The following is a 22,335-nucleotide window of genomic DNA, read 5'->3' as shown; positions in this document are numbered from 1 at the left end:
CAACCCCTCAACCGTTAAAAGGATGAGTTATCATCAAACCCACCACCATCAAAGCCGCCACTATCTCCACCCCCCGTATCTTCAGGGGCTACAGTATCCTGCCCACCGAAATCTTGCGGTGTGAAGCCACTCGCGTCCGTTCCACTGCCTCCAAATGGGTCTCCTCCCTGATCCCCAGAAGAAGCCCCACCAAAGGTGTCACCATAGTTATTGGTAATAAAGGTATCGCCTTGGTTCTGCGCATCTGCACCAGCTCCACCATCATGCCCATGATGGTCAGAAAAGAGGCCTTCCAAAGCATTAGCCGCCATCATACCACCAGCGACCCCCGCCGCCGTTGACAAAGCTGACCCTAAGAAGCCTGAGCCCGAACGAGCAAACATACCGGATGGCGCGCTACTGGGTGCCGCAGCGTTATAACTGCCAGCAGCAACACCAGGAGCACCCGCCCCTGCTGCAGGCCCCCATCCAGGCGGCAATGCAGAACTCCGTGGTTGCTGAGGCTGGCTAGGGCGCCCGAACATATTGGACAAAAAGCCACCGGAACTTTGGCTCGCTTGCGCTTGCTGGCTCCGTGCTTGCTGCAACTGCATTTCTAAATCCCGAATGCGGTTTTGCGCTTGTGCTAAGGCCGCTTCCTGCACAACGGCAAGCTGCGTCACACGATAACGCGCTGCAGGATATTGCTGGAAGTTCTCAGCAATAAACCGATCCGCCTCAGGGTCAATCGCTGGAAGATTAGCTTGTGTTCCATCCCCGTTTTGACCGCCACCAACGCGGGCAAAGAAACGGCTGATTACGTCCCGTTCTTCGGAATTCATCGTCGTGCTGTCCTTTACGCTTTGCTCAGAGCCACTCTTATCGGCCATATCTCAACTCGGTTAAATATGATGCGACATTCTTACTCTCGCAAGGGTTTCCTCTTCTGCCATTTCTATATAACAACACACTCTAGAGACGCGTGACATCATTCGATAAGATGCGTAACGATCATTTGTTCTATCGGAGCCTAATGAATTGTCTGTGACCCGGCCTCCCAGCTTCCAAGATTTAATCCTACGCCTTCATCAATTTTGGTCGCAGAAGGGCTGTGCCATTTTGCAACCATACGACACAGAACTTGGTGCGGGTACACTTTCTCCTCATACGACGCTCCGTGCCCTTGGCCACACACCATGGGCCGCTGCTTATGTCCAACCATGTCGCCGTCCATCCGACGGACGCTATGGGGAAAACCCCAACCGTCTCCAGCATTATTACCAGTATCAGGTTCTTCTAAAACCAACCCCTGCAAATAGTCAGGAGCTGCTTCTCGAAAGCTATCGTGCCATTGGCATTGACCCTGATAAACATGATATTCGTTTTGTTGAAGATGATTGGGAAAACCCAACGATTGGCGCGTGGGGACTAGGCTGGGAGGTCTGGTGTGATGGCATGGAAGTCACACAATTTACCTATTTCCAGCAAGTAGGCGGCATTCCGACTGTTGTTCCCTCTACTGAGCTTACATATGGGCTAGAACGTCTTGCGATGTATGTGCAAGGCGTTGAGAATGTTTACGATCTCGATTTTAATGGGCGCGGTCTCACCTATGGGGATGTTTTTCTCCGAGCTGAGAGAGACTATTCTCGCTATAATTTCGAGCTTGCTGACACGCAGACCCTTCTGGCGCATTTCAAAGATGCTGAGCAAGAGGCCCTTCGTTTGGCAGAAGCCGGTATCGCTCAACCTGCTTATGACCAGTGTCTGAAAGCATCTCATACATTCAATTTACTTGATGCGCGCGGGGTCATTTCTGTTTCCGAGCGCGCATCCTATATCGGACGCGTACGCACTTTAGCAAAAGCCGCCTGTGAAGCATGGCTTGCCGGCGAAGAGGAGAATCATCATCGTGGCTGAATTGCTTCTTGACCTCTTCTGCGAAGAAATTCCTTCTGGCATGCAAGCACGCGCTGCTGATGATCTTGCACGTCTTCTTTCCCAGGCATTTACCGATTTCAACCCCAGCAATATACGCTCTTTTTGCGGAGCGCGTCATATTGCACTGATTTTAGACATGGATGCCGCTACCCCCGCTCGGACGCTCTCTGAGCGTGGCCCGCGTGAAACTGCCCCTGAAAAAGCACTCGCTGGATTTTCACGCAAGCATGGCATCACACCCGATCAACTCACCAAGGAAAATGGTTTCTGGATTTATAAACGTGACCTTCCTCCTGTGACGGCTCAGTCACGTATTGCAGAAATTTTGCCTGAAATTCTATGGAAATTTCCTTGGCCTAAAGCCATGAGATGGGGCAATGGATCTCATTTCTCATGGGTGCGTCCACTCCATCATATTGTTTGTTTGCTAGATGGAGAGCTTGTCCCTTTCTCGCTCTCTCGCGGTGATGATAATGCCCATGGATTAACATCCTCTAATATTACGGAAGGACATCGTTTTCTCTCACCTGGCACTTTCACCGTTCAAAGCTCCCAACAATGGCTTGATGAACTCGCCAGCCGTCATGTCATAATTGATGATGAAAAACGTCAAGACTTGATCCTTCAAGGCGTTCAAAAGCTTGCACAAGAGAAAGAGCTTCAGTTAGTCGAAGATGATGGGCTTGTAAGAGAAATCAGCGGACTCGTTGAATATCCTGTTCCTCTTCTCGGGAAAATTAGTAAACGCTTCATGACACTGCCCCCAGAAGTCATGCAGGTGTCAATGCGCGTCAACCAGCGCTATTTTGCCCTAAGAACTGCCGATGGCAAAGCCGCACCTTATTTCGCTTTTATTGCGAACCGAACCTTTGCCGATAATGGTGCTTTATGTATTGCTGGGAATGAACGTGTTTTAAGTGCGCGTTTTTCTGATGCACGCCATTTCTGGGATTTGGACCGAAAAACACCGCTTATCAAGCGCGTTGACGCTCTGAAGTCTGTCACATTCCATGCCAAACTTGGCACGCAAGAACAGCGCGCCCAGCGCATTGCCTCACTCGCAGGGGAAGTTGCGCGTGCAATGAAACTATGCGACGCGCAAATCACCCAAGCAAAACGTGCTGGTCTCCTGGCTAAGGCCGACTTAACAACAGGAATGGTTGGAGAGTTTCCCGAACTTCAAGGGATCATGGGCGGGTATTACGCGGCCCATGATGGCGAAGAGGCCGCTATTAGCCAAGCGATCAGTGAGCATTATTTACCTCGCGGGCAGCATGATGATACAGCCCGAGCACCCGTTTCCGTTGCTGTCGCCCTTGCCGATCGCTTCGATATGCTGACGGGTTTCTTTGCGATCGGAGAAACACCAAGTGGGTCGGGAGATCCCTATTCGCTTCGCCGCGCTGCTTTAGGAATCATTCGTACCATCCGTGATAATCATCTTCGGATAGACGTTGGCGCTCTACTCCTCAAAGCGACAGAACCTTTTGAAGGGATCATTGACGAGCAACAAGCACTCTATACGCTTGAGAACTTCTTTACCGATCGCCTCAAGGTGCAACTCCGTAGTGAAGGACGCCGGCATGACGTGTTAGATGCAACCCTTGCCGTCAACTCAGCACAACGCCACAAAACGCTCTTCACTCATCATCTTGATGGAGATTTTGTCCGCCTACTAGCCCGTGTGGAAGCCCTATCAGACATGATCGACACGGAAGACGGCCAAAACCTTCTTGCTGCTTATCGTCGTGCAACCAACATTCTCAAAATTGAGGATCAAAAAGATGGGCCCCATAAAGATGAGCCCAATGCATCTCTTTATGTTCAAGAAGAGGAAAATGCGTTGGGCGAAGCGCTCCACCGCGTCACCCCGCAACTCCATCAAAGCTTGCATGAAGATAACTTCACTGCGGCCATGCAAAGTCTGGCAACATTACGCCCTGTAATGGATCGTTTCTTCGAAAAAGTTACCGTTAATGCCGACCAAGCAGAACAGCGTTTAAATCGTCTCCGTCTACTGGCTACATTCAGCCATACAGCACGTATGATTGCCGACTTCGGACGCATTGAAAACATATCGTAACGAACCTGTTACCGATTCTCTTATACTGAGCAACCCGCCTCGATATTGACCTCTTTCGAGAGGATTGCTCAGTCACCTTATTCTTAAGGAGAAGGTGACTGCGTCATAAAAAGCTTCATTCCAAAAACGACAAATATCCCGCCCGTCAAGCGGTCGATGCAGCGCATCACTGCAGGACGACTGAGGAAAGCTTCAAACTGCGTTGTCATCATGACCAATATCCCTAGCCATACAGCTGACAACATGATCTGAATAACAACTTGTAATAAAGTAAATATCTTTATATCGACATGCTGAGGGATAAATTGCGGAAAGAACGTGATAACAAATATCCCAACTTTAGGGTTAAGGATGTTTGTCAAAAAGCCCTTCAAAAACCCCGCTCGTAATATATCCGATTCCTTTGATGAAATAAGCAAATCCGTATCATTGTCTGCATCTGCTAAGAAGGAACGAGGCTGCCACATCATACGCAGCCCCATCCAGATAAGATAGAGAGCCCCGATAAACTTCACGGCCATAAAAGCAGAATGTGAAGCAGCTAATAGCTCCGTTAAGCCAAGCATGGCCCCCACACCCCACACACTTATCCCAGCAAGAATACCCAAAACGGCACCGGCTCCGCCGCGACGTCCCGATGAAGCGGCCATCCTTAACACGACGGCTGTATCGAGCCCTGGCGTCACTGTAAAAATAGATACTGCGATAAAAAATGTTATGAGATGAAAAATATAAACAGACGCCATGACACAAATGTTCTCTTCAATGATGTATGCGGAATCTCACCATCTTATACATTTTATCACTATTCCGACTCTCTACCCATCACCACCTGAATCGACTTCATCACGATAGACCCAAGTAGAGAGGAGCAAACCAAAACCGAACATCATGGTGAGCATGGCCGAACCACCATAAGAGATTAACGGCAACGGCACCCCACCAACCGGAATGACTCCCATCACCATGGATAAGTTCACAACACAATAAAGGAAAAAATCTACGGATATCCCTAGCCCTACAAGCCGTCCAAACCTATTCCGGCAACGCAACGACATCAGCATACCGCTGATGACAATAAGGGTTAGAATACCAATCACCACAACGCCACCAGCGTATCCCCATTCCTCGCCAATCATCGTAAAAATAAAATCTGTTTGCTTCTCTGGGAGGAAGTTCAATTGCCCTTGGCTTCCATGAAGATATCCTTCTCCCCACATCCCTCCTGACCCCAGAGCGATCTTTGATTGAATGATATTATATCCTGCCCCTAACGGATCATGTTCAGGATGCAAAAATGTATCGATACGCGCCTTCTGATAGTCATGAAGATGGCTATAAATGACATTCCCTAGGAACGGGACCGGCGCCACCAAGATAACAATTTGCCACCAGCGCATTCCCGCCGCAAAAAACAAAGAGGCGCCAATCATGCCGACAATTGTAGCCGTTCCAAGATTGGGTTCTTTAAGAACAAGAACGACAGGAAGCAATGTCAGTAATGCGGGAATAATAAGACGCAACGGATTGCCCATTTTCTCGCGTCCGACTCTATGAAACCACGTCGCCAACATCAGAACTAAGGCAATTTTTGCAAATTCAGAGGGTTGAAACTGAAAGAACCCTAAATTGATCCACCTCTCGGCCCCTTTGCCAACATGACCGATCTTCAACACAAGCCCCAACATCAAAATCGCGATAATATAAATGGGGACGGACATGAGGCGCAGAACACGTGGGCTAAGAAGCGCAACTACAATCATAATGATGAGCCCGAACCCAAACCGAATGAGTTGAGGCTCGGCAAATGGAACAGGCTTTCCTCCTCCTGCAGAATAAAGAGCGACGTACCCAATGCCCGCCAGAACACAGATTAACAATACAAAAAACCAGTTAACCCGCCATAAACGCGAGAACATCCGGAAATTGGGTTCGGTTCTTAAAAGACGCCGCGCAACTTTAGGAACAACTGTATCATTATTCATGGGATCTTATCTTCCATCCCACCTTGCTGTGACATGGTCATATCGGCTGATGCCACCGTATTGCGTGATAATGGCGTTCGACTTGCCGGATCACGCAATAATGTGTCTGTCATAATGCGTGCCGCAAGCGGAGCTGCTTCAGTTGCTCCTGCATTTCCGTGCTCTACAATAACAGCGACAGAATAACGTGGGTTGTCATAAGGCGCATAACAAATAAACAACGCATGGGGACGATATTCCCAGGGCAAATTCATCGAATTAAAGTGCCCACTTTCACGCAAAGCACGCGGAACACGTCGCACCTGGGCAGAACCCGTCTTCCCCGCCATCTGAACACCAGGAATACTAAGACGCGCTGCTGGAGCCGTTCCTTGAGGTTCATTAACAACAGCAAACATGCCCCCTCTCACCACATCCAAATCTGAACGTGCGAACGGCATTTCCTCGGCAACATTAAAGGTACTCTGTGGTAAAGTTTGGTCGTTAATGCTGCGTATTAAATGTGGGCTAATCATACGCCCAGACGCTAGACGCGACGCATAAGTGGCCAAGGCTAAAGGCGTAACCTGTACCAATCCCTGACCAATTCCAGCATTGACCGTATCACCCCCATTCCAGTGGAAACCATGTTTGCGCCGCTCCGCTGGCGTCGGAATAGACCCCGCACGTGTATGGGGAAGCTCAATGTCAAGCTTTGTTCCCAATCCAAAGAGATTTCCTGATTTTTGGATGGCCTCAATACCGCAACGCCGCGCTACTTGGTAAAAATAGACATCACACGAATATTTCAACGCTTGATGCATATTAATGGAACCGTGCCCATAACGATTCCAACAATGGAAGCGTACCCCCCCCAGATCATAATAACCCGGGCACGAAAAACGCTCTCCCGGAGAAACCGCTTTTGATGTCAAAGCCGCCATAGCAACAGCTGGCTTAAATGTCGATCCAGGCGGATAAAGACCCGAAACAGCTTTATCGACAAGAGGAGTACGTGAGTCACTCATCCATGCATTCCACTGTGCGTGGCTGACACCGGAATCAAATAAAGAAGGGTCAAACGAAGGTGTACTCACCATCGCCATCACCTCACCATTGCGACAGTCCATCACAACAGCACTCGCAATACGATCCCCCACGCGACTAAGAACCTGGGACTGCAACTCTGTATCGATCGTTAGGCCCAATTTATTCCCTGGCAAACCATCAACGCGCTCAATCTCACCGATGACACGTCCAAGCGCATTAACCTCCATTTCAACCGAGCCTGGTTGCCCACGCAGGCGATCCTCCTGCGTTTGCTCCAAGCCAGCACGTCCAATCCTCATGCCGGGAAGCGAAAAGATGCTATCCTTTTGAGCATCAGCCTCATTAGGCGGTGCAACATAACCAACGATATGAGCCGTCAGCTCTTTGAGGGGATAATCACGTGTTGACCCAACATCAACCAAAACACCCGGAAGAGTGGGCGCATTAAGCCCAATTCGAGCCATATCATCCCATGACAAAAATTCTTTTAATGTTAGAGGAACATAGCGACGCAAATGCCGACGATCGCGCTCAATGCGCGCACGGTCACGGTCATCCAATGGAACAATGGCGGAAAAACGCTCAATAACGGCAGCAATATCCGTTGTTTCTTCCGGCATTAAGAGTGCTCTCCAATTTGGAAAATTTCCAGCAACGAGAACACCACAACGGTCATACATTGTCCCACGAGAAGGCGCGATCAAACGCTTACTCGTACGGTTACGTTGTGCAAGCTTTTTCAGCTCACCGCCTTTGATCACCTGCAAATCATATAAACGATAGGCCAATGTGCCCAATATACCGGCCTGGACAGCCATAATCATCAAAGCACGTCGTGTAAAAACACCACTCTTAACGGGCACACCTTCCCCGCTCCCTCCAGAAGATGAAGGGCCTCGCCTCTGAGAGGAATTGTTACGAGAAGCACGACGCTTGAATACCATCAGGACACGACATAACGCTCAGGAGTGGAGAAGCAAGTAAATAATAACAGATTCTATAAAGCCTGCACCGCATTTAAAACGCTAAGAATTGTCAAAAATACGGCGTCCCCACGCAAATCCCGCATGTAAAAGCGGGTAAACACCTATTGTGAGGACCCACTGAAAAACCATCGCAAAGGGAGAGATAATGGCCACCGCTTGAATAGACATCAAACACCACTCAAGGAAAACGCCTCCCAAAACTGTTAAGGCGTACACTCCCCATGAGCGAAAGAAACCTCCCTGAGCCAAACGAAAACGAACGCCCTGTGCTACGCCATAAACAACCAGCATCCACAACAATAAGAACCCCGGAGGCGTCACCACAAACAGTTCTACAATTAGCCCACTCAAAAACAATAAAGGCAATGACATAACCTGGGGACGGTATAGTACCCAAAACCATACAGTCCCAAGAATAATGCCACTCTGAAGTTCAATCTGTCCGGGAATACCGAAAGGAGCCGATAAGACAATCCCCCAACAAATGATAAACAAACCAGGAACAATCTTCTTCCAGACCGCTTTCATTATACGCTGTGGTGCCCATCGTAATAATATTTGCTGCTGCTGAGATGGTAACCGCATTGCCCGCCTTTTTCCCTCTGATCAACCATTCCCAATACGAGAAAAAGGCCAGAACCGTTTTAATCCCTGCCATTTCGGTTCGCCCTCAGCTTTAGGCGGCACAGAAATCAAAGGGCCATGCTCCCTAACACGCCCAGCTGCAGGCGGAGGATCTAACACCGTATCATTATCAAATACTCTTACGACATCCAAATGCTTTAAATCAGCAGCGGGGATAACAATGGGCTGCCCAGAAGATAAATAATGCACATGCCCAATCAAAACCCCCCCCGTAATCCCAGCCTGTCCGCGCGTCTCCACACGTGCACCCTCCACCGGACGAGTATCTTGAGCGTAATACATGAGATGTGGGAGCGAAACACTATCTCCCACCATCATAGCATCCCCCCCAGAGGGAAGCATTGTTACAGGAATACGGCTTGCAGCGTCTGTGATGAGTAATATTCTTACCACATGCGGCCCGACCTCACTCACCCTGCCTATCAGACCAACATCATCAACAGCAAGGCTTCCCATATGCGGAGATAGTTGATCTCCCACATCAAGCAAAGCAGCATGTAAATAGGGGCCGCTTTCCTCCCGGACGACCCACCCGCTTACATAGCGTAAACTCGGATCAATTCCCCAATGCAGTACAGACTTAAGCTTCTTATTCTCTGCCTTTAAGGAAGTAGCCATATCACGCCAGTAATAAAGTTGTTTATTTTGTTGACGTAAATTTTGATTTTCAGCGATTAAATCAGTAACGCCATGCAGCATCTCTTCCCAATGCCGCACCTCACGTTGAGGAAATGTCAAACCGTAATAAATAGGGGCCATCTCCCCTGTGACGGCAAGCCGAAGCGACACAAGCTTCTGCGGCCAGACTTGCCCTACAAAAGCCAGTCCAACCGCGAAAAAAATCAATATCGGTAAAACAAGGCCCGCCAAGACCTGACGCGTATGGATTGAAAGCATATCCCATTCGTCTCCGAGATGGGATTAATACATACTACTCAAAACACCTCTTAACTGACGCATCTCTTCCAACGCACGCCCTGTTCCCAAAGCCACACATGAGAGGGCATTCTCTGCCACAATGACGGGAAGACCCGTTGCTTGCCGTAGCACATCATCAAGACGCCGCAGCAACGCACCGCCCCCTGACATGACAATCCCTTTTTCCACAATATCAGCAGCTAATTCAGGCGGCGTATTTTCCAATACGACAGCAACAGCCTCAATAATATGGCTCACAGGCTCTTCCAAGGCTTCGGAAATTTGAGCCTGACTGACAGTAATCTCACGCGGGACACCATTCAGAAGATCACGCCCCTTCAACGTTGTGGTCGGGCCAGGCCCACCATCCTCTGGTAAGGATGCGGCCCCCAGTTCCATTTTAATACGCTCCGCGGAGCTTTCACCAATCATCAAGTTATAATTTCGGCGGATATAGGCGGTGATCGCATCATCCATCTGGTCCCCACCAATTCTGGCAGAGCGTGCACACACGATTCCCCCTAATGAGACAACGGCTACCTCTGTTGTCCCACCACCAATATCGACAATCATGCTCCCAGAGGCTTCGGTAACCGACAATCCAGCTCCAATGGCCGCGGCCATGGGCTCTTCAATGAGATAAACTTTACGCGCCCCAGCACTTTCAGCGCTTTCCTGAATCGCACGGCGCTCCACAGCGGTAGAGCCAGATGGCACGCAGATAACAACCTGAGGGCTAAAATAAGAGCTCCGATTATGTACTTTGCGAATGAAATGTTTGATCATTTCCTCCGCACTCTCAAAGTCCGCAATTACCCCATCACGCATTGGACGGATAGCCGTAATATTCCCCGGAGTCCGCCCGACCATCAGCTTAGCTTCATTCCCAACCGCCAAAACCTGCCGGCGCCCCCGCACCTCAGTAACAGCTACAACGGAAGGCTCACTTAACACAACTCCACGACCTTTAACGTAGACAAGCGTATTAGCTGTGCCGAGGTCGATCGCCATGTCAGCCGACATGAGACCCAGCAGACGAGAGAACATCCAAAACTCCTGGCAGGAAAACCTCACATTATTGTAAGGCGGCAAAAATATTAATCACGCTGAACACAATGACGTACCCGGCGGCAAATTATAAGAAGCAAGACAACTTCAGCAAGGCCATAAAGGACAAGAAAAACGATTCTTACCACGGATTTTTATGACAGTTTCTTTAGATATCTATCTCACGTGGATTACGATAGGTTTTTCCTAATCATAAATCAATTATATCATCCTCAAACCGATCACAGCAAGCAAAACTCCCAACACCCAACGTTGTACAGCCTCATGACATTTCCCAGCGCACAGAGTCCCCAATAAGATTCCGGGAATCGAACCACATAAGAGCCATGCGATCGTCCTGACATCCAGCGCTCCCTCTAGCCAATGACCTCCCCCGGCAACAAATGCCAACGGAACGGCATGCGCAACATCAACAGCAACCAATGTTCGCATAGGCACTGAGGGATATAACATGACCAAAGCCGCCATACCAATTGCTCCAGCACCTACTGAGGAAAGAGCAACCATTCCCCCTAGAATGAGCCCCAATACGACAGTAAGGAAGCGTACACGCCTGCGACCATACACTGCCCGCTGTGACGCCCAGCGTTGTAAATATGGACGAAACAAAATAGCGGGAGAAGTAATCAGCAAGCTAATCCCCAACGCCACATGTATTATGTGGGATACCGCCGCAGAACTTCCTGTATGATGCAAGAATATGAGACAGATTAAAGCCCCCGGTATACTCCCAGCCATGAGCCAGCCAACAATACGCCAATCTATTGTTCCAAGATGCCTGTTAAAGGTGGTTCCCACCAACTTCGTAACAGCGGCATAAATCAAATCTGTCCCAACAGCTGTTTGCGGCTTCACTCCACATAGGAGGATAAGGATGGGGGTCATAAGAGAGCCACCCCCGACCCCCGTCATCCCAACCAGGAAACCCACAAGCAAACCGGAAAGCACATAAACCCATCCATGCACCATCGGTCTCCCCCTCCAGCTCTTTTAAAGCGAATACGCCCGAATAAGAACGTTACGATATCAAACTTTCAAGGCTTCCGGAGCACTTCGTTGACGTTTAACCAACAGTTTATTCAAGGCATGAATATAAGCACGGACCGCTGATACAACTGTATCGGCATCACTTCCCTGCCCATCCACAAGCCGGCCGTCTTCTTGCAAACGCACAGTTGTCTTTGCTTGGGCATCCGTTCCCTCTGTTACATTTGCAACAGAGAACAAGGCCAAAGTCGCTTTATGCGGAAAAGCCTGACAAATAGCCCGGAACGCCGCATCGACAGGTCCATTCCCATCAGACTGGGCCTCTTGCACAACGCCATCCACTTCAAGTCCTAAAAGCACATGGGCTTTATGGGCCGTGCCACCTTGCAACTCCAAAAACTGTAATTTTATACGATCATGATCACGCGCTTCTTCATCAACCAACGCTCTCACATCGTCATCAAAAACAACTTTCTTCTGGTCGGCTAGATCCTTGAAACGTTGGAACGCAACATTAACAAGCTCATCCGTTATGTCTCCATAACCAAGGCTCTCCAACTTATCCCGGAAAGCCGCACGCCCAGAATGTTTCCCCAACACCAAGGACGTACTATTCCACCCAACACTTTCGGGCGTCATAATCTCGTACGTTCCAGCGTGCTTCAAAATACCATCCTGATGGATCCCGCTTTCGTGCGCAAAGGCATTACGACCTACAATCGCCTTATTAGGCTGCACATCAAAGCCCGTAATGGTCGCCAGAAGACGCGAGATACTCAACAGACGCGGCGTCTCAATCCCTGTCGTCATCCCATAACGATCATGCCGCGTCTTCAACGCCATCACGATCTCCTCTAATGCGGCGTTACCAGCGCGCTCACCAATCCCATTGATGGTGCACTCAATCTGTCGAGCGCCCCCCTCAACAGCCGCCAATGTATTACCAACCGCCAATCCAAGATCATTATGATTATGGGTAGAGAAAATAACCTGATCCGCTCCGGGGACACGCTCTCGCAACATAGAAAATAACGCCCGCATTTCCTCTGGTGTCGCAAACCCTACAGTATCAGGAATATTAATAGTTGTTGCCCCATGACGAATGGCCGTTTCGACACACCGACATAAGAAGTCCGGCTCTGTACGAGACCCATCCTCTGCGGACCACTCAACATCATCTGTATAATGACGCGCCTGTTTGTTCCCGGACTCAATCAGCTCCAGAACACGCTCCGGCGACATACGAAGCTTGTATTTCATATGTAACGGAGATGTTGAAATGAAGTTATGAATACGCCCGCGTTTCGCTTTCTTTAGCGCTTCCCCTGCGGCCTCAATATCACGCCCCCCACTCCGAGCCAGGGCGCAGATGACCGATCCATCCACGTTCTCGGCAATTTGGCGGACACTTTCAAAATCCCCTTCTGAAGCAACGGGGAAACCCGCTTCAATAACATCAACCCCTAATGCTGACAGAGCGTGCGCCATGCGCAGCTTCTCCCCTATATTCATAGAAAAGCCAGGGGACTGCTCACCATCGCGCAATGTCGTGTCAAAAATGAAAACACGATTATCAGCAACAGAACCGAAAGAAGGATGTTGGAAAGACACAGCGTTACCTCTCTTAACCTTACGAAAATACAATACTTAATCTTGAAGGCTTCCCCTGAACGCAGCAGACAATCCTGTCCGCATCATAGAGCGTTCAGGGGACCATAAGTCGTAGGGTAAGGGCAAAACAGAATGTCATATCACTACGGACGCTACATAATTATTTTACCTAACGCAAGAGGTTCGTATTTTATAATAAACGCCCACCCGCAAGACGTTCTCCACCAAAACGCGAAGAAAAATAACGATCAATCGCTTGCTGCATCGCTAAGGCAACATGTTGACGATGTTGTGCTTGCCTCAAAGCGAGCTCATCGAGATGATTGGACATAAAGCCCATTTCAACCAAAACAGACGGAATATCTGCCGACTTCAAGACAACAAATGCAGCGTGCCGCGACGGATGGCGTAACAGCCGAATTTTGTCTTGAAAAGAATGCACAACACTGGATGCCATATAGGCTGACCCGTGCCGTGTTTCTTCGTGCACAAGACTGCCCAAGATCTCCTGTACGTCTGGGGAAAAACCATGAAAAGCAGGGCCGGCAAAACGGTCTGCACTATTCTCCTTTTGTGCCAACAACGCCGTTTGATGGTCTGACGCACTACCTGATAACGTATACACACTTGCACCACGCACATCCGGTTGTTGCAACGCATCAGCATGCATAGAAATAAAAAGCTGCGCTTTATGACGATGTGCAAGCTCGACACGTCCTTCAAGAGGAATAAACTTGTCCTCATCGCGGCTCAGCACAACACTATAACGCCCAGATTTCCTTAATAAAAAGGCCAACTCTGTGGCGGCAGCTTCCGCAATATGCTTCTCATACGTGCCGGAAACACCAATAGCACCTGGATCCTTCCCCCCATGACCAGGATCTAGCATAATAGTTGGTAAATCTGGTTTGGCATGACGGGTAATAGAAGGCGCCCGCTGTGTCGCAATAACAGAACTGGAATGTTTCCTATTCGTGAGTGCCGTAGCCGTATATGGGAGGAGCCCTCCACTTGCTGACAAACCCAAAAAATGCCGTCGCGTCAGCACCATGATCTGTTCTCCTCAGACACCCTCAACCCCCTCAAAACTGCTCGATTATCAGTGTATAATAACCTCGGTAATTAAGACGCATAAGAGAAATAATCACCCTTCATTTTCACCTTATCTCAGAACATGACAACAGCCTGCATCATGCCGCTTGCCAAGATGAAATATTTGGGTCATCTTGACACGCAAGACCTTGTTGGAAGCGGTTTGATCCTAAACAGCCCCAGTGGGATAATCTGGAGAGGCTGTCGGCTCCCGCCAATATGGTTTTAGCGTGATGTACTTTGAATCGTTTGGTGTGAGCACGTCATCAAGTTCTGATGTGTCTACGGCACCCTGATAGAAGTAGTCCAACTCATCAACTGGCTGTGTGGCCATATGCCATATCAGCTAAACGCATTTCCCGGCAATTCAGGCTGCTGCCGGACCAGTTATCCAGGGGCGTCATGTTATTTAGTGCGTCGATTTTAACCCACCGCTTATCACAGCCCTCGTGCGCTGTGCCTGCCATGCCGTTCCCTGACCGTTACGACAATCCGCGTATTCATCGGATGAGCCTACCTCATGGATACGCCACGGAGTTTAGTCTTCCATGACAAAACATATGCTCATTGACGCAACACACGCTGAGGAAACACGTGTCGTTGTCATGAACGAAAAACGCATTGAGGATTATGACGTTGAAACGTCTGCTCGGCGTCAACTTAAAGGCAATATTTATCTCGCTAAAATAATCCGCGTTGAACCAAGCCTACAGGCCGCTTTCGTTGATTATGGCGGCAATCGGCATGGCTTTTTAGCCTTCAGTGAAATCCACCCTGACTATTTTCAAATCCCAGTCGCTGATCGCGAAAAACTTCTTGCCCTTCAAGAAGAAGAATACGCCACCGAGCAGCAGGCTCTGGGGGATGACGACGTTGATGATGGTGATAGTGCTGATGCCAACGTTCAAGAAGACCAAGATGAACATGCACAGCACCGCCCCGAAATTGTCAGCGGAGAGCACGATACTGGCGATGAGCAAACCGCCAACCGCCGCATGGCACGCTTTTTACGTAATTACCGCATTCAAGAAGTCATTCGACGTCGCCAGGTCATCCTAGTTCAGGTTGTCAAAGAAGAGCGCGGCAATAAAGGAGCGGCCCTCACCACTTATATCTCTCTTGCTGGCCGATACGGAGTCCTCATGCCCAACGCTATGCGTGGTGGTGGAGTGTCTCGCAAAATCACATCTGACACAGACCGTAAGCGCCTGCGTGATATTGTATCGCATCTCAATTTACCCCGTTCCATGGCAATGATCATCCGCACAGCTGGTGCAGGACGGCCTGAAACAGAAATTGTTCGTGATTGCGATTATTTGCTTCAACTATGGGACGATATACGCTCCCATGCCCTAACCTCTATCGCTCCTACCCTCGTTTATGAGGAAGCAAGCCTGATAAAACGGGCCATTCGTGATCTCTTCACTCGTGACATTGAAAGTGTTTATGTCGATGGTGAAAGTGCATGGAAAAATGCTCGGGAATTCACACGGCTTCTCATGCCCCATAACGCCAACCGTATTCGTCTTTGGCAGAACCGTGGGCAAAGTCTCTTCTCACACTATAATGTTGAGCACCATCTCAACGCCATGTTCTCCCCAACAGTACGCCTAGAAGCTGGCGGCTATATTGTCATCAATCAGACAGAAGCTCTAGTCTCTATTGACGTCAATTCGGGCAAGGCCACGTCACAACGCAATATTGAAGAAACAGCCCTTCGGACAAACCTCGAAGCCGCTGAAGAAGTCGCACGTCAATTAAGGCTCCGTGACTTAGCCGGGCTCATCGTGATCGATTTCATCGATATGGAAAGTCGTCGCAATAATAACCAGGTCGAAAAACGCTTAAAAGAAGCGCTCCGCCTTGACCGTGCACGCATCCAAGTTGGACGGATCTCCCATTTTGGCCTCTTGGAAATGTCTCGTCAACGGCTTCGTCCTTCTTTGGCCGAGAGTATGCTTTCTCCTTGCCCACACTGCCAAGGAACGGGCCTGGTACGCGGGATCGAGAGCACAACGCTTCATGTGCTCCGCACCATTGAAGAAGAAGCAAGCCGCCAACTTGCCTCAGCAATCAATGTCTATATCGCACCAAGCATTATTCTCTACCTTCTCAACAGCAAGCGCGATTCATTGGCTGCGATAGAACAACGTCATCAGTTAAAGATTTCCTTCCAAACTGACGACAGTCTTGTTGGTTCGGATATCCGAATTGACCGTATTCAGTCTCGACAGACACAGGCAGCTCCTCTTGCTGCACCTGCTCCAGAGAAAGCCCCGGATACGGTACGCACGATTGATATCGTCGCGGGAGAGGCTCCTGTTCCGTCTTCTAAAGAACAGCAATCCTTCCCATCAGACGACACGCAAGAAAATAACTCTTCTCGCCGCCGTCGCCGCAGAGGCCGCCGCCGTGGTCAGGACCGCGATTATGAGACGGCTTCACACGATAGTGAGAATGAGGAATTCCGAGTTCCTGCAACACCAGAAGAACCGCACTCTGCTGAAGAAGGATTAATGCCTGGCCGTCGGAGAACACGTGTTCGACGGGTCCTCCCGCAAAAAAATGAGGATACAATCCCGGAAAAGCCAGCACGTAGCCGTAAATTTGAAAAGAAAGGAAATATCCCTTCTTCACCACCACAGCAACAGCGCCCTACTCCGGCAGATCCTTTCCAAGGGTTTGATATTTTCGATCTCATCGAACAGAATGATGCGACCTTCATTCAGTCACGAGACATATCTGACATACCGTCGGAAAAATCAGCTGCGTTTACCGCTAAAAAGACAGCAATAGAGCCGACGGATCGCCATATATCAGGAAACGAACACCCTGTTGATGTTGAAGCCCTCGACACGCCGAAGGCCCCTCGCCGCCGCCGGCGTAGCCGAAAGAGCAATGAGCAGGGAACATCAATAGAAACAACGGTCTCTTCAGACAATTCGGAGCCTCAAAACACATCAGAACCTTCTGAAGAAAAAGAGAAGCCTGTTCGTCGGCGTCGCACGACACGCTCGAAATCAACCGAACAGCAACCGGTCGAAGCATCAGAAACATCCGTGCCTCGTCCTCCGCAGCCCATTAACGTTGATGAGGCAAAGCCTGCCAAGCGACGGGTCGGATGGTGGAAACGCTAAAGCCTAACTCGGTGTCATCAAAAGGGGCGGTCAGAATATTCTGACCGCCCCTTTTTTACGTATCCCTCACCACAAAACGATAAACTTATCTAACGACACACACTGTTATTTCCATTCTGAGCAATGAACGTACCCGTCAACGGTTGAAAACACGCATTCTGGGTGCATGAATTACCACTCGTTAAACTCCGTGAATATAAAGCCGCACCTGTTTGAGCCTGCTCATGTAACGCTGAACCACAAATAGGCGTATCAAGCGGAGCCGATGGCACATTCATCTTCTCTTTGTCTGTGAGACCACGCGGCGTGTCCTGCACAGCACTCGGCGCAAAATTCTGTGCCGTTCGTGCAGCGTCATAGGATGTTTGAGAGGTTGGCGTGCTAGAGCAGGCTGCGACAGCTAAGAACGATGTAACCACCATCGCCTGAAACCAAGAATTCTTAATTTTCACGATACCTTCCTCCCCCCTCGGGATATGTCTCTCACCTTCAGATATCAAGCTTCCCTTGTGTAGGAGCAGCCTTATCATCTGCAGGCACATGTCGTTGTTTACCCCGCACCTTTGGACCAGAAGATGTTTTTTCAAAAGTTGGATCCAACTGTGCATGGCGTTTACCATCCGCAAAACTGAGTGTTACCATGCTTCTCTGAGGTAACATATCAGAACGCGTCACTGGATGACCATTTCCATCCTGTACCAAAACATAACCGCGTTGCAGAATCGCCTGTGGAGAAACCGCTAATAGGTGACGCCCTACACCGTCAAGACGTGCTTTTTGAAGCTGTATTTGTGATTGAATCGTCTCAATCCTTATCGGGCATCGCGCTAAACTCATTACACGTGATTGGTATGTCTTCTGCCACCCTGCTTGCAAGCCAAACAACAATGCCCCAATTGTCGCACGACGTTGCGACCATAATGTCACAGGAGCTGGCAAATGATACTGTGTTGCGCCTAACTGAGCACGCGCACGCATAATGAAGGAAGGAAGAGCAAGCTCAAGCCGCTGACCGCGATCTTCTAGGCGCATACGCGCCGTATCTAAAATGCTTGGTAGGTCCGGCATACGCCCAAGACAATGTTGCAATCGCAATTGTTGATTTTGAAGAATAGCCGCCAAACCACTCGTTAAACGCGCTGTACGATGCGCCAGATCAGCCAGCAGCTCTGACCGGAGTGGAACCGCTAATTCAGCGGCTGCGGTTGGCGTTGGGGCACGTCGGTCTGACGCATAATCAATCAGTGTCGTGTCCGTTTCATGACCGACTGCTGAGATGAGAGGTAATGGACACGCCGCTGCCGCACGCACAACCGCCTCATCATTAAAAGCCATAAGATCTTCGAGTGATCCCCCACCTCGTGCAACAATCACAACATCTGGCGGTTGTGGCAAACGCGCCATTCCTTGAATAGCCCGTACAATTTGCTGTGCCGCCCCGTCTCCCTGCACAGCCACTGGCCATAACAAAATATCCCTCGGGAAGCGCCGAGAAATTGTTGTGCAAATATCGTGAAAAACAGCACCGGAACGTGAGGTAATAACCCCCACACATGTGGGTAAAAATGGAAGAGCTTTTTTACGTTCAGCAGCGAACAATCCCTCATCACGCAATTGGAGACGCAGCCTTTCCACCCGCGCGAGCAACGCCCCTTCACCCGCATACTCCATACGGTCAATAATCAGTTGATAACTCGAACGTTCGCCATAAGAGGAAATACGCCCTGTGGCGATCACCTCCGTACCATTTTCCGGTTTCAAACTCAGGCGCGAGGCATTCCCACGCCAGATGACTCCCGAAATCTTACCTCCCTCATCTTTGAGAGAAAGATAAATATGGCCAGAAGCGTAACGTTTAAGCTCCGTAATTTCACCACGAATGCGGACACGCCCAAACGCCCCTTCTAACGTGCGCTTAATCGCCCCTGATATATCAGATACTGAATATTCTGGAATATTCGACACACCCTGCGCAGAATCTCCAGATGAAAACCTATGCTCACTCTCCATCATAGAAACAGTTTATGCTAAGAAGACCCCCACGCGAAGCCTGAAATAAGCTCTGAAAAGGAATCTTGCATGCGTGTTCTTCTTGTCGGCTCTGGAGGGCGTGAACACGCTCTTGCTGTCGCTCTAGCACGGTCTCCACAGCTGGATAAGCTTTATGCAGCACCGGGCAACCCAGGTATGGCAGCCATTGCAGAATGCCATAACATCCATGCTGATGACATTGATGGCCTCGTTGCTTTTGCACAGCAAAACGCTATTGATCTTGTCGTCCCAGGCCCTGAAGCCTCTCTCGTCGCAGGGCTAACAGATGCTTGTGCTCAAGCGAATATTGCTTGTGCTGGCCCAACTAAAGCAGCCTCTCATCTTGAAGGCAGTAAAGCATTTACGAAAGAGATTGCCAATGCAGCAGGGATCCCTACAGCAGTGTGGCAACGTTTCGATACTGATAAAGAACTGGCCTTAGACTATATCCGTAAGCATGGCGCCCCTATCGTTATTAAAGCTGATGGCTTAGCCGGAGGGAAAGGCGTTGTCGTCGCTCAAACAGTCGGAGAGGCTGAGAAAGCCGTACATGATCTCGGACTTCCTTTAGTCATTGAAGAATGTCTTATTGGCAAAGAGGTCTCTCTTTTTGCTTTTTGTGCCGATGAAAATGCCGTTCTCATTGGTGCCGCACGAGACCATAAACGCGTCGGCGATGGTGATACAGGCCCTAACACAGGCGGTATGGGCGCCATATGCCCACCTCCTGATTTTGACCGTGACGCTCAAGAAAAAGCATTGGATATCACTGTCCGCCCGATGTTAGCTGAGATGAAACGCAGAGGTACGCCATTCCGAGGCGTGATTTTTGCGGGCCTGATGCTAACAGATGCAGGCCCTAAACTTATCGAATACAATGTCCGCTTTGGAGATCCAGAAGCACAAGCACTGCTCATCCGCCTGAAGAGCGATTTGCTCCCTATTCTCAAAAATCTCGCCTCCGGCCATCTCTCACAAGAGAACATTATTTTCTCAGAAGAGCCTTCTATTGCACTCGTTCTGGCTGCGAAAGGATACCCTAACGCGCCTCTCAAAGGCGGTATCATCACAGGTGTCGATCGTGCCGATAGTCTCCCCGGTGTACAAGTATTCCAAGCGGGAACCAAAATAGAAAATGACCATCTCGTCGCCAATGGTGGCCGTGTTTTGACTGTCTGTGCAACAGCAAAAACAGCCGAAAAAGCACGATCACGCGCCTATGAAGCTGCCGCTACGATACAATGGAAAGATAAAATGTTACGGAGTGATATTGGTGTTTAACTATAGATTAGGCATAGTCGTATAGTATTCGCACAATAGGGAAATCCACGCTATGGTTTCACGGTCCTTCAATCAGTCCTTAACACGGCTCCAGATAAAAAATTCTCATTTTTTGTTCTGCATGAAGGACTAGAAACATCCGTTCAACGGTTGGGCCACTAACTTTTTGATGCAGAACATTCGAGAATCTCTTTCATTGATGTAAGCGATACTTTTAAAAAGCTTAATCTCCCAACACGGTGGCGGTTTTCTCGGCAAACATATTGCCGCCTCCGTATCCCCTTACCGCTCTAAAGAACTCCATTACGTTCTTTATCTCGATTCTGATATCGTGGTCCGACACGATATTTCACATCTCTTTGATAAAATGGACAACAGTAAAGCTATTGGGGCTATCCGCGACCTACTCCGTCCTGCCGCCGTTCGTTTCAAAGAATACCGCTCTCCAGAAGAATGTCAGGCCCCAATGGGAAGGACTTTAGTAATATCGAAGAGCTTCATTATCAACAACTAGCTCTGGGGCTAGAAAACCCTGATGATTATTTCTAAACCGGCGTCATTATTTTTAACATCCTACGTATCACCGAAGACCAAATCCAAAAATGCTTTGACATGCTTCCTCAAGGCTTATGGATGCAAGACCAAGACATTCTCAACGCAGTCTTTAAAGAATAAGGCTCTGCACCTTGCTCATGATCTACCAGAGCCATGGAAGACCATCTATCCAGAAAAGCGCATTAACCCGCATCTCTGCACTATGGTGGCGGACCAAGCCTTGGCTTGATCCAAACAGAGATCTTGCTTTCGCAATTTACCACAGTACTGACCAAGTTGATCAACGTATTCGCGACTTAACCAAAAAGTGGAATCGTAAAGGAAGGTACTTTTCTTTACACCACAATCTTTAGAAGCTCTGACAGCCGATCAATATGGTAATTCGGCCTCAAAGCTTCACATGAGGCCGCTGAGCCATGACCGTAACTCACCCAACAAGAAGAAATCCCGGCATTCTGCGCAAATAATAGATCCGCCGTTGTATCACCAACAATCAAGAAATCAGATAACGGGGTATCTGGAAAAAATGGACGTATCCGCTCCGTTAAAACCTCTTTTTGAGGTTTACGAGGTTTCCCTTCCTCTGCCCCCATATAAGTCACAAACCATTTTCCTAAGTCAAAACGCTTTACACTGCTCTCTAATGATGGGGCATATTTATTACTTAACAACACCAATTTGTGCCCCTGTGATGTCAACGCCTCTAATATCTCTTTTACACCGTCAAACAACACCGTCTCTTTTTCATCTGCAATAGTGTAATAATGACGATAGGAACGTGCAAAAGCGAGGACCTTTTCAGGTGAAATCTCAGGAGCCATCTCCTTGCAAAAATCTTCTAACGTTCTTCCTTGCTCTAGCTCAAACTCTAACTCTTCACGCGACGGCGCGTGAAAGCCTTGCTCTTTGAACGCCGAAATCAACCCCGTCAAAATGGCTGGTCGTGTTTCGGCAAGCGTCCCATCATAATCAAGCAGCAAAACGGGAAAACGTGACATCAAAAAATC

At 49.1% G+C, this 22,335-nt stretch carries 19 protein-coding genes and 1 pseudogene; 6 read left to right on the top strand and 14 right to left on the bottom strand.

Going from position 1 to position 22,335, the window contains the following annotated elements:
• Positions 1-14 precede the first annotated feature (14 nt).
• Positions 15-821, bottom strand: coding sequence for a DUF2076 domain-containing protein (locus GS501_RS03060; RefSeq protein ID WP_160830676.1), 807 nt, complete (start codon positions 819-821; stop codon positions 15-17).
• Positions 822-1,017: 196 nt separating this feature from the next.
• On the opposite strand from GS501_RS03060, the gene GS501_RS03055 reads away from it, so the two are divergent.
• Positions 1,018-1,899, top strand: coding sequence for a glycine--tRNA ligase subunit alpha (locus GS501_RS03055; protein ID WP_160830382.1), 882 nt, complete (start codon positions 1,018-1,020; stop codon positions 1,897-1,899).
• The gene (glyS, locus tag GS501_RS03050) at positions 1,892-4,003 is read left to right on the top strand and encodes a glycine--tRNA ligase subunit beta (RefSeq protein WP_160830381.1); all 2,112 of its coding nucleotides are present in this window, start codon (positions 1,892-1,894) and stop codon (positions 4,001-4,003) included. The genes GS501_RS03055 and glyS overlap by 8 nt, the downstream gene beginning before the upstream one ends.
• An 83-nt stretch (positions 4,004-4,086) precedes the next feature.
• Here the strand turns inward: glyS and GS501_RS03045 are convergent, their stop codons facing one another.
• The 10 genes from GS501_RS03045 to GS501_RS03000 form a co-directional block, all read right to left on the bottom strand.
• Entirely contained in the window at positions 4,087-4,749 is a 663-nt protein-coding gene (locus GS501_RS03045) for a LysE family translocator (protein WP_160830380.1), read from the bottom strand.
• Between the two features lie 72 nt (positions 4,750-4,821).
• Positions 4,822-5,988 carry a rod shape-determining protein RodA gene (gene rodA, locus GS501_RS03040; RefSeq protein WP_160830379.1) on the bottom strand — a complete coding sequence of 389 codons (1,167 nt, stop codon included), beginning with the start codon at positions 5,986-5,988 and terminating at the stop codon, positions 4,822-4,824.
• The gene (mrdA, locus tag GS501_RS03035) at positions 5,985-7,841 is read right to left on the bottom strand and encodes a penicillin-binding protein 2 (protein ID WP_237442419.1); all 1,857 of its coding nucleotides are present in this window, start codon (positions 7,839-7,841) and stop codon (positions 5,985-5,987) included. The genes rodA and mrdA overlap by 4 nt, the downstream gene beginning before the upstream one ends.
• A 201-nt stretch (positions 7,842-8,042) precedes the next feature.
• On the bottom strand, positions 8,043-8,588 hold the full coding sequence (locus tag GS501_RS03030; RefSeq protein ID WP_160830377.1) for a hypothetical protein: 546 nt from the start codon (positions 8,586-8,588) through the stop codon (positions 8,043-8,045).
• 21 nt (positions 8,589-8,609) lie between these two features.
• Positions 8,610-9,545: a rod shape-determining protein MreC gene (gene mreC, locus GS501_RS03025; protein ID WP_160830376.1), complete on the bottom strand. Its 936-nt coding sequence runs from the start codon at positions 9,543-9,545 to the stop codon at positions 8,610-8,612.
• Between the two features lie 24 nt (positions 9,546-9,569).
• Positions 9,570-10,613, bottom strand: a complete 1,044-nt coding sequence (locus GS501_RS03020) for a rod shape-determining protein (protein WP_160830375.1) — start codon at positions 10,611-10,613, stop codon at positions 9,570-9,572.
• A gap of 222 nt (positions 10,614-10,835) precedes the next feature.
• Positions 10,836-11,603: a sulfite exporter TauE/SafE family protein gene (locus tag GS501_RS03015; RefSeq protein ID WP_160830374.1), complete on the bottom strand. Its 768-nt coding sequence runs from the start codon at positions 11,601-11,603 to the stop codon at positions 10,836-10,838.
• A gap of 57 nt (positions 11,604-11,660) precedes the next feature.
• Positions 11,661-13,232, bottom strand: coding sequence for a 2-isopropylmalate synthase (locus tag GS501_RS03010; protein ID WP_160830373.1), 1,572 nt, complete (start codon positions 13,230-13,232; stop codon positions 11,661-11,663).
• 190 nt (positions 13,233-13,422) lie between these two features.
• Positions 13,423-14,283 carry an N-acetylmuramoyl-L-alanine amidase gene (locus tag GS501_RS03005; protein WP_160830372.1) on the bottom strand — a complete coding sequence of 287 codons (861 nt, stop codon included), beginning with the start codon at positions 14,281-14,283 and terminating at the stop codon, positions 13,423-13,425.
• Positions 14,284-14,493: 210 nt separating this feature from the next.
• A complete protein-coding gene (locus tag GS501_RS03000; protein ID WP_160830371.1) occupies positions 14,494-14,658 on the bottom strand; it encodes a hypothetical protein in 165 nt (54 codons plus the stop codon).
• 214 nt (positions 14,659-14,872) lie between these two features.
• Here GS501_RS03000 and GS501_RS02995 point away from each other — a divergent pair.
• Positions 14,873-16,963, top strand: a pseudogene (locus tag GS501_RS02995) (ribonuclease E/G); the annotation flags it as partial.
• Positions 16,964-17,550: 587 nt separating this feature from the next.
• On the opposite strand, the gene GS501_RS02990 reads toward GS501_RS02995, so the two are convergent.
• Positions 17,551-17,913: a hypothetical protein gene (locus GS501_RS02990; RefSeq protein ID WP_160830370.1), complete on the bottom strand. Its 363-nt coding sequence runs from the start codon at positions 17,911-17,913 to the stop codon at positions 17,551-17,553.
• Positions 17,914-17,950: 37 nt separating this feature from the next.
• The gene (gene xseA / locus GS501_RS02985; RefSeq protein WP_160830369.1) at positions 17,951-19,474 is read right to left on the bottom strand and encodes an exodeoxyribonuclease VII large subunit; all 1,524 of its coding nucleotides are present in this window, start codon (positions 19,472-19,474) and stop codon (positions 17,951-17,953) included.
• A gap of 66 nt (positions 19,475-19,540) precedes the next feature.
• On the opposite strand from xseA, the gene purD reads away from it, so the two are divergent.
• The 3 genes from purD (at position 19,541) to GS501_RS02970 (ending at position 21,557) form a co-directional block, all read left to right on the top strand.
• On the top strand, positions 19,541-20,773 hold the full coding sequence (gene purD / locus GS501_RS02980) for a phosphoribosylamine--glycine ligase (protein ID WP_160830368.1): 1,233 nt from the start codon (positions 19,541-19,543) through the stop codon (positions 20,771-20,773).
• A gap of 208 nt (positions 20,774-20,981) precedes the next feature.
• A complete protein-coding gene (locus tag GS501_RS10110; protein WP_370517935.1) occupies positions 20,982-21,287 on the top strand; it encodes a glycosyltransferase in 306 nt (101 codons plus the stop codon).
• 21 nt (positions 21,288-21,308) lie between these two features.
• A complete protein-coding gene (locus GS501_RS02970; protein WP_160830366.1) occupies positions 21,309-21,557 on the top strand; it encodes a hypothetical protein in 249 nt (82 codons plus the stop codon).
• Positions 21,558-21,663: 106 nt separating this feature from the next.
• Here GS501_RS02970 and GS501_RS02965 read toward each other — a convergent pair whose 3' ends face one another.
• Complete coding sequence (locus GS501_RS02965; protein WP_160830365.1) at positions 21,664-22,326, bottom strand: HAD family hydrolase; 663 nt, start codon at positions 22,324-22,326, stop codon at positions 21,664-21,666.
• Between the last annotated feature and the right edge of the window lie 9 nt (positions 22,327-22,335).

Origin of the sequence: Saccharibacter sp. 17.LH.SD (assembly GCF_009834805.1) — a bacterium.
In the GTDB taxonomy this organism is placed as follows: domain Bacteria; phylum Pseudomonadota; class Alphaproteobacteria; order Acetobacterales; family Acetobacteraceae; genus Saccharibacter.
This window is presented reverse-complemented; position numbering and strand designations above follow the sequence as displayed.

Excerpts from the sequence above, each read along its gene's own strand:
- GS501_RS03060 (WP_160830676.1), bottom strand. The coding sequence starts at position 821 with ATGAATTCCGAAGAACGGGACGTAATCAGCCGTTTCTTTGCCCGCGTT.
- GS501_RS03045 (WP_160830380.1), bottom strand. The coding sequence starts at position 4,749 with ATGGCGTCTGTTTATATTTTTCATCTCATAACATTTTTTATCGCAGTA.
- rodA (WP_160830379.1), bottom strand. The coding sequence starts at position 5,988 with ATGAATAATGATACAGTTGTTCCTAAAGTTGCGCGGCGTCTTTTAAGA.
- mrdA (WP_237442419.1), bottom strand. The coding sequence starts at position 7,841 with ATGATTATGGCTGTCCAGGCCGGTATATTGGGCACATTGGCCTATCGT.
- GS501_RS03030 (WP_160830377.1), bottom strand. The coding sequence starts at position 8,588 with ATGCGGTTACCATCTCAGCAGCAGCAAATATTATTACGATGGGCACCA.
- mreC (WP_160830376.1), bottom strand. The coding sequence starts at position 9,545 with ATGCTTTCAATCCATACGCGTCAGGTCTTGGCGGGCCTTGTTTTACCG.
- GS501_RS03020 (WP_160830375.1), bottom strand. The coding sequence starts at position 10,613 with ATGTTCTCTCGTCTGCTGGGTCTCATGTCGGCTGACATGGCGATCGAC.
- GS501_RS03015 (WP_160830374.1), bottom strand. The coding sequence starts at position 11,603 with ATGGTGCATGGATGGGTTTATGTGCTTTCCGGTTTGCTTGTGGGTTTC.
- GS501_RS03005 (WP_160830372.1), bottom strand. The coding sequence starts at position 14,283 with ATGGTGCTGACGCGACGGCATTTTTTGGGTTTGTCAGCAAGTGGAGGG.
- GS501_RS03000 (WP_160830371.1), bottom strand. The coding sequence starts at position 14,658 with ATGGCCACACAGCCAGTTGATGAGTTGGACTACTTCTATCAGGGTGCC.
- xseA (WP_160830369.1), bottom strand. The coding sequence starts at position 19,474 with ATGATGGAGAGTGAGCATAGGTTTTCATCTGGAGATTCTGCGCAGGGT.
- purD (WP_160830368.1), top strand. The coding sequence starts at position 19,541 with ATGCGTGTTCTTCTTGTCGGCTCTGGAGGGCGTGAACACGCTCTTGCT.
- GS501_RS02970 (WP_160830366.1), top strand. The coding sequence starts at position 21,309 with ATGATTATTTCTAAACCGGCGTCATTATTTTTAACATCCTACGTATCA.
- GS501_RS02965 (WP_160830365.1), bottom strand. The coding sequence starts at position 22,326 with ATGTCACGTTTTCCCGTTTTGCTGCTTGATTATGATGGGACGCTTGCC.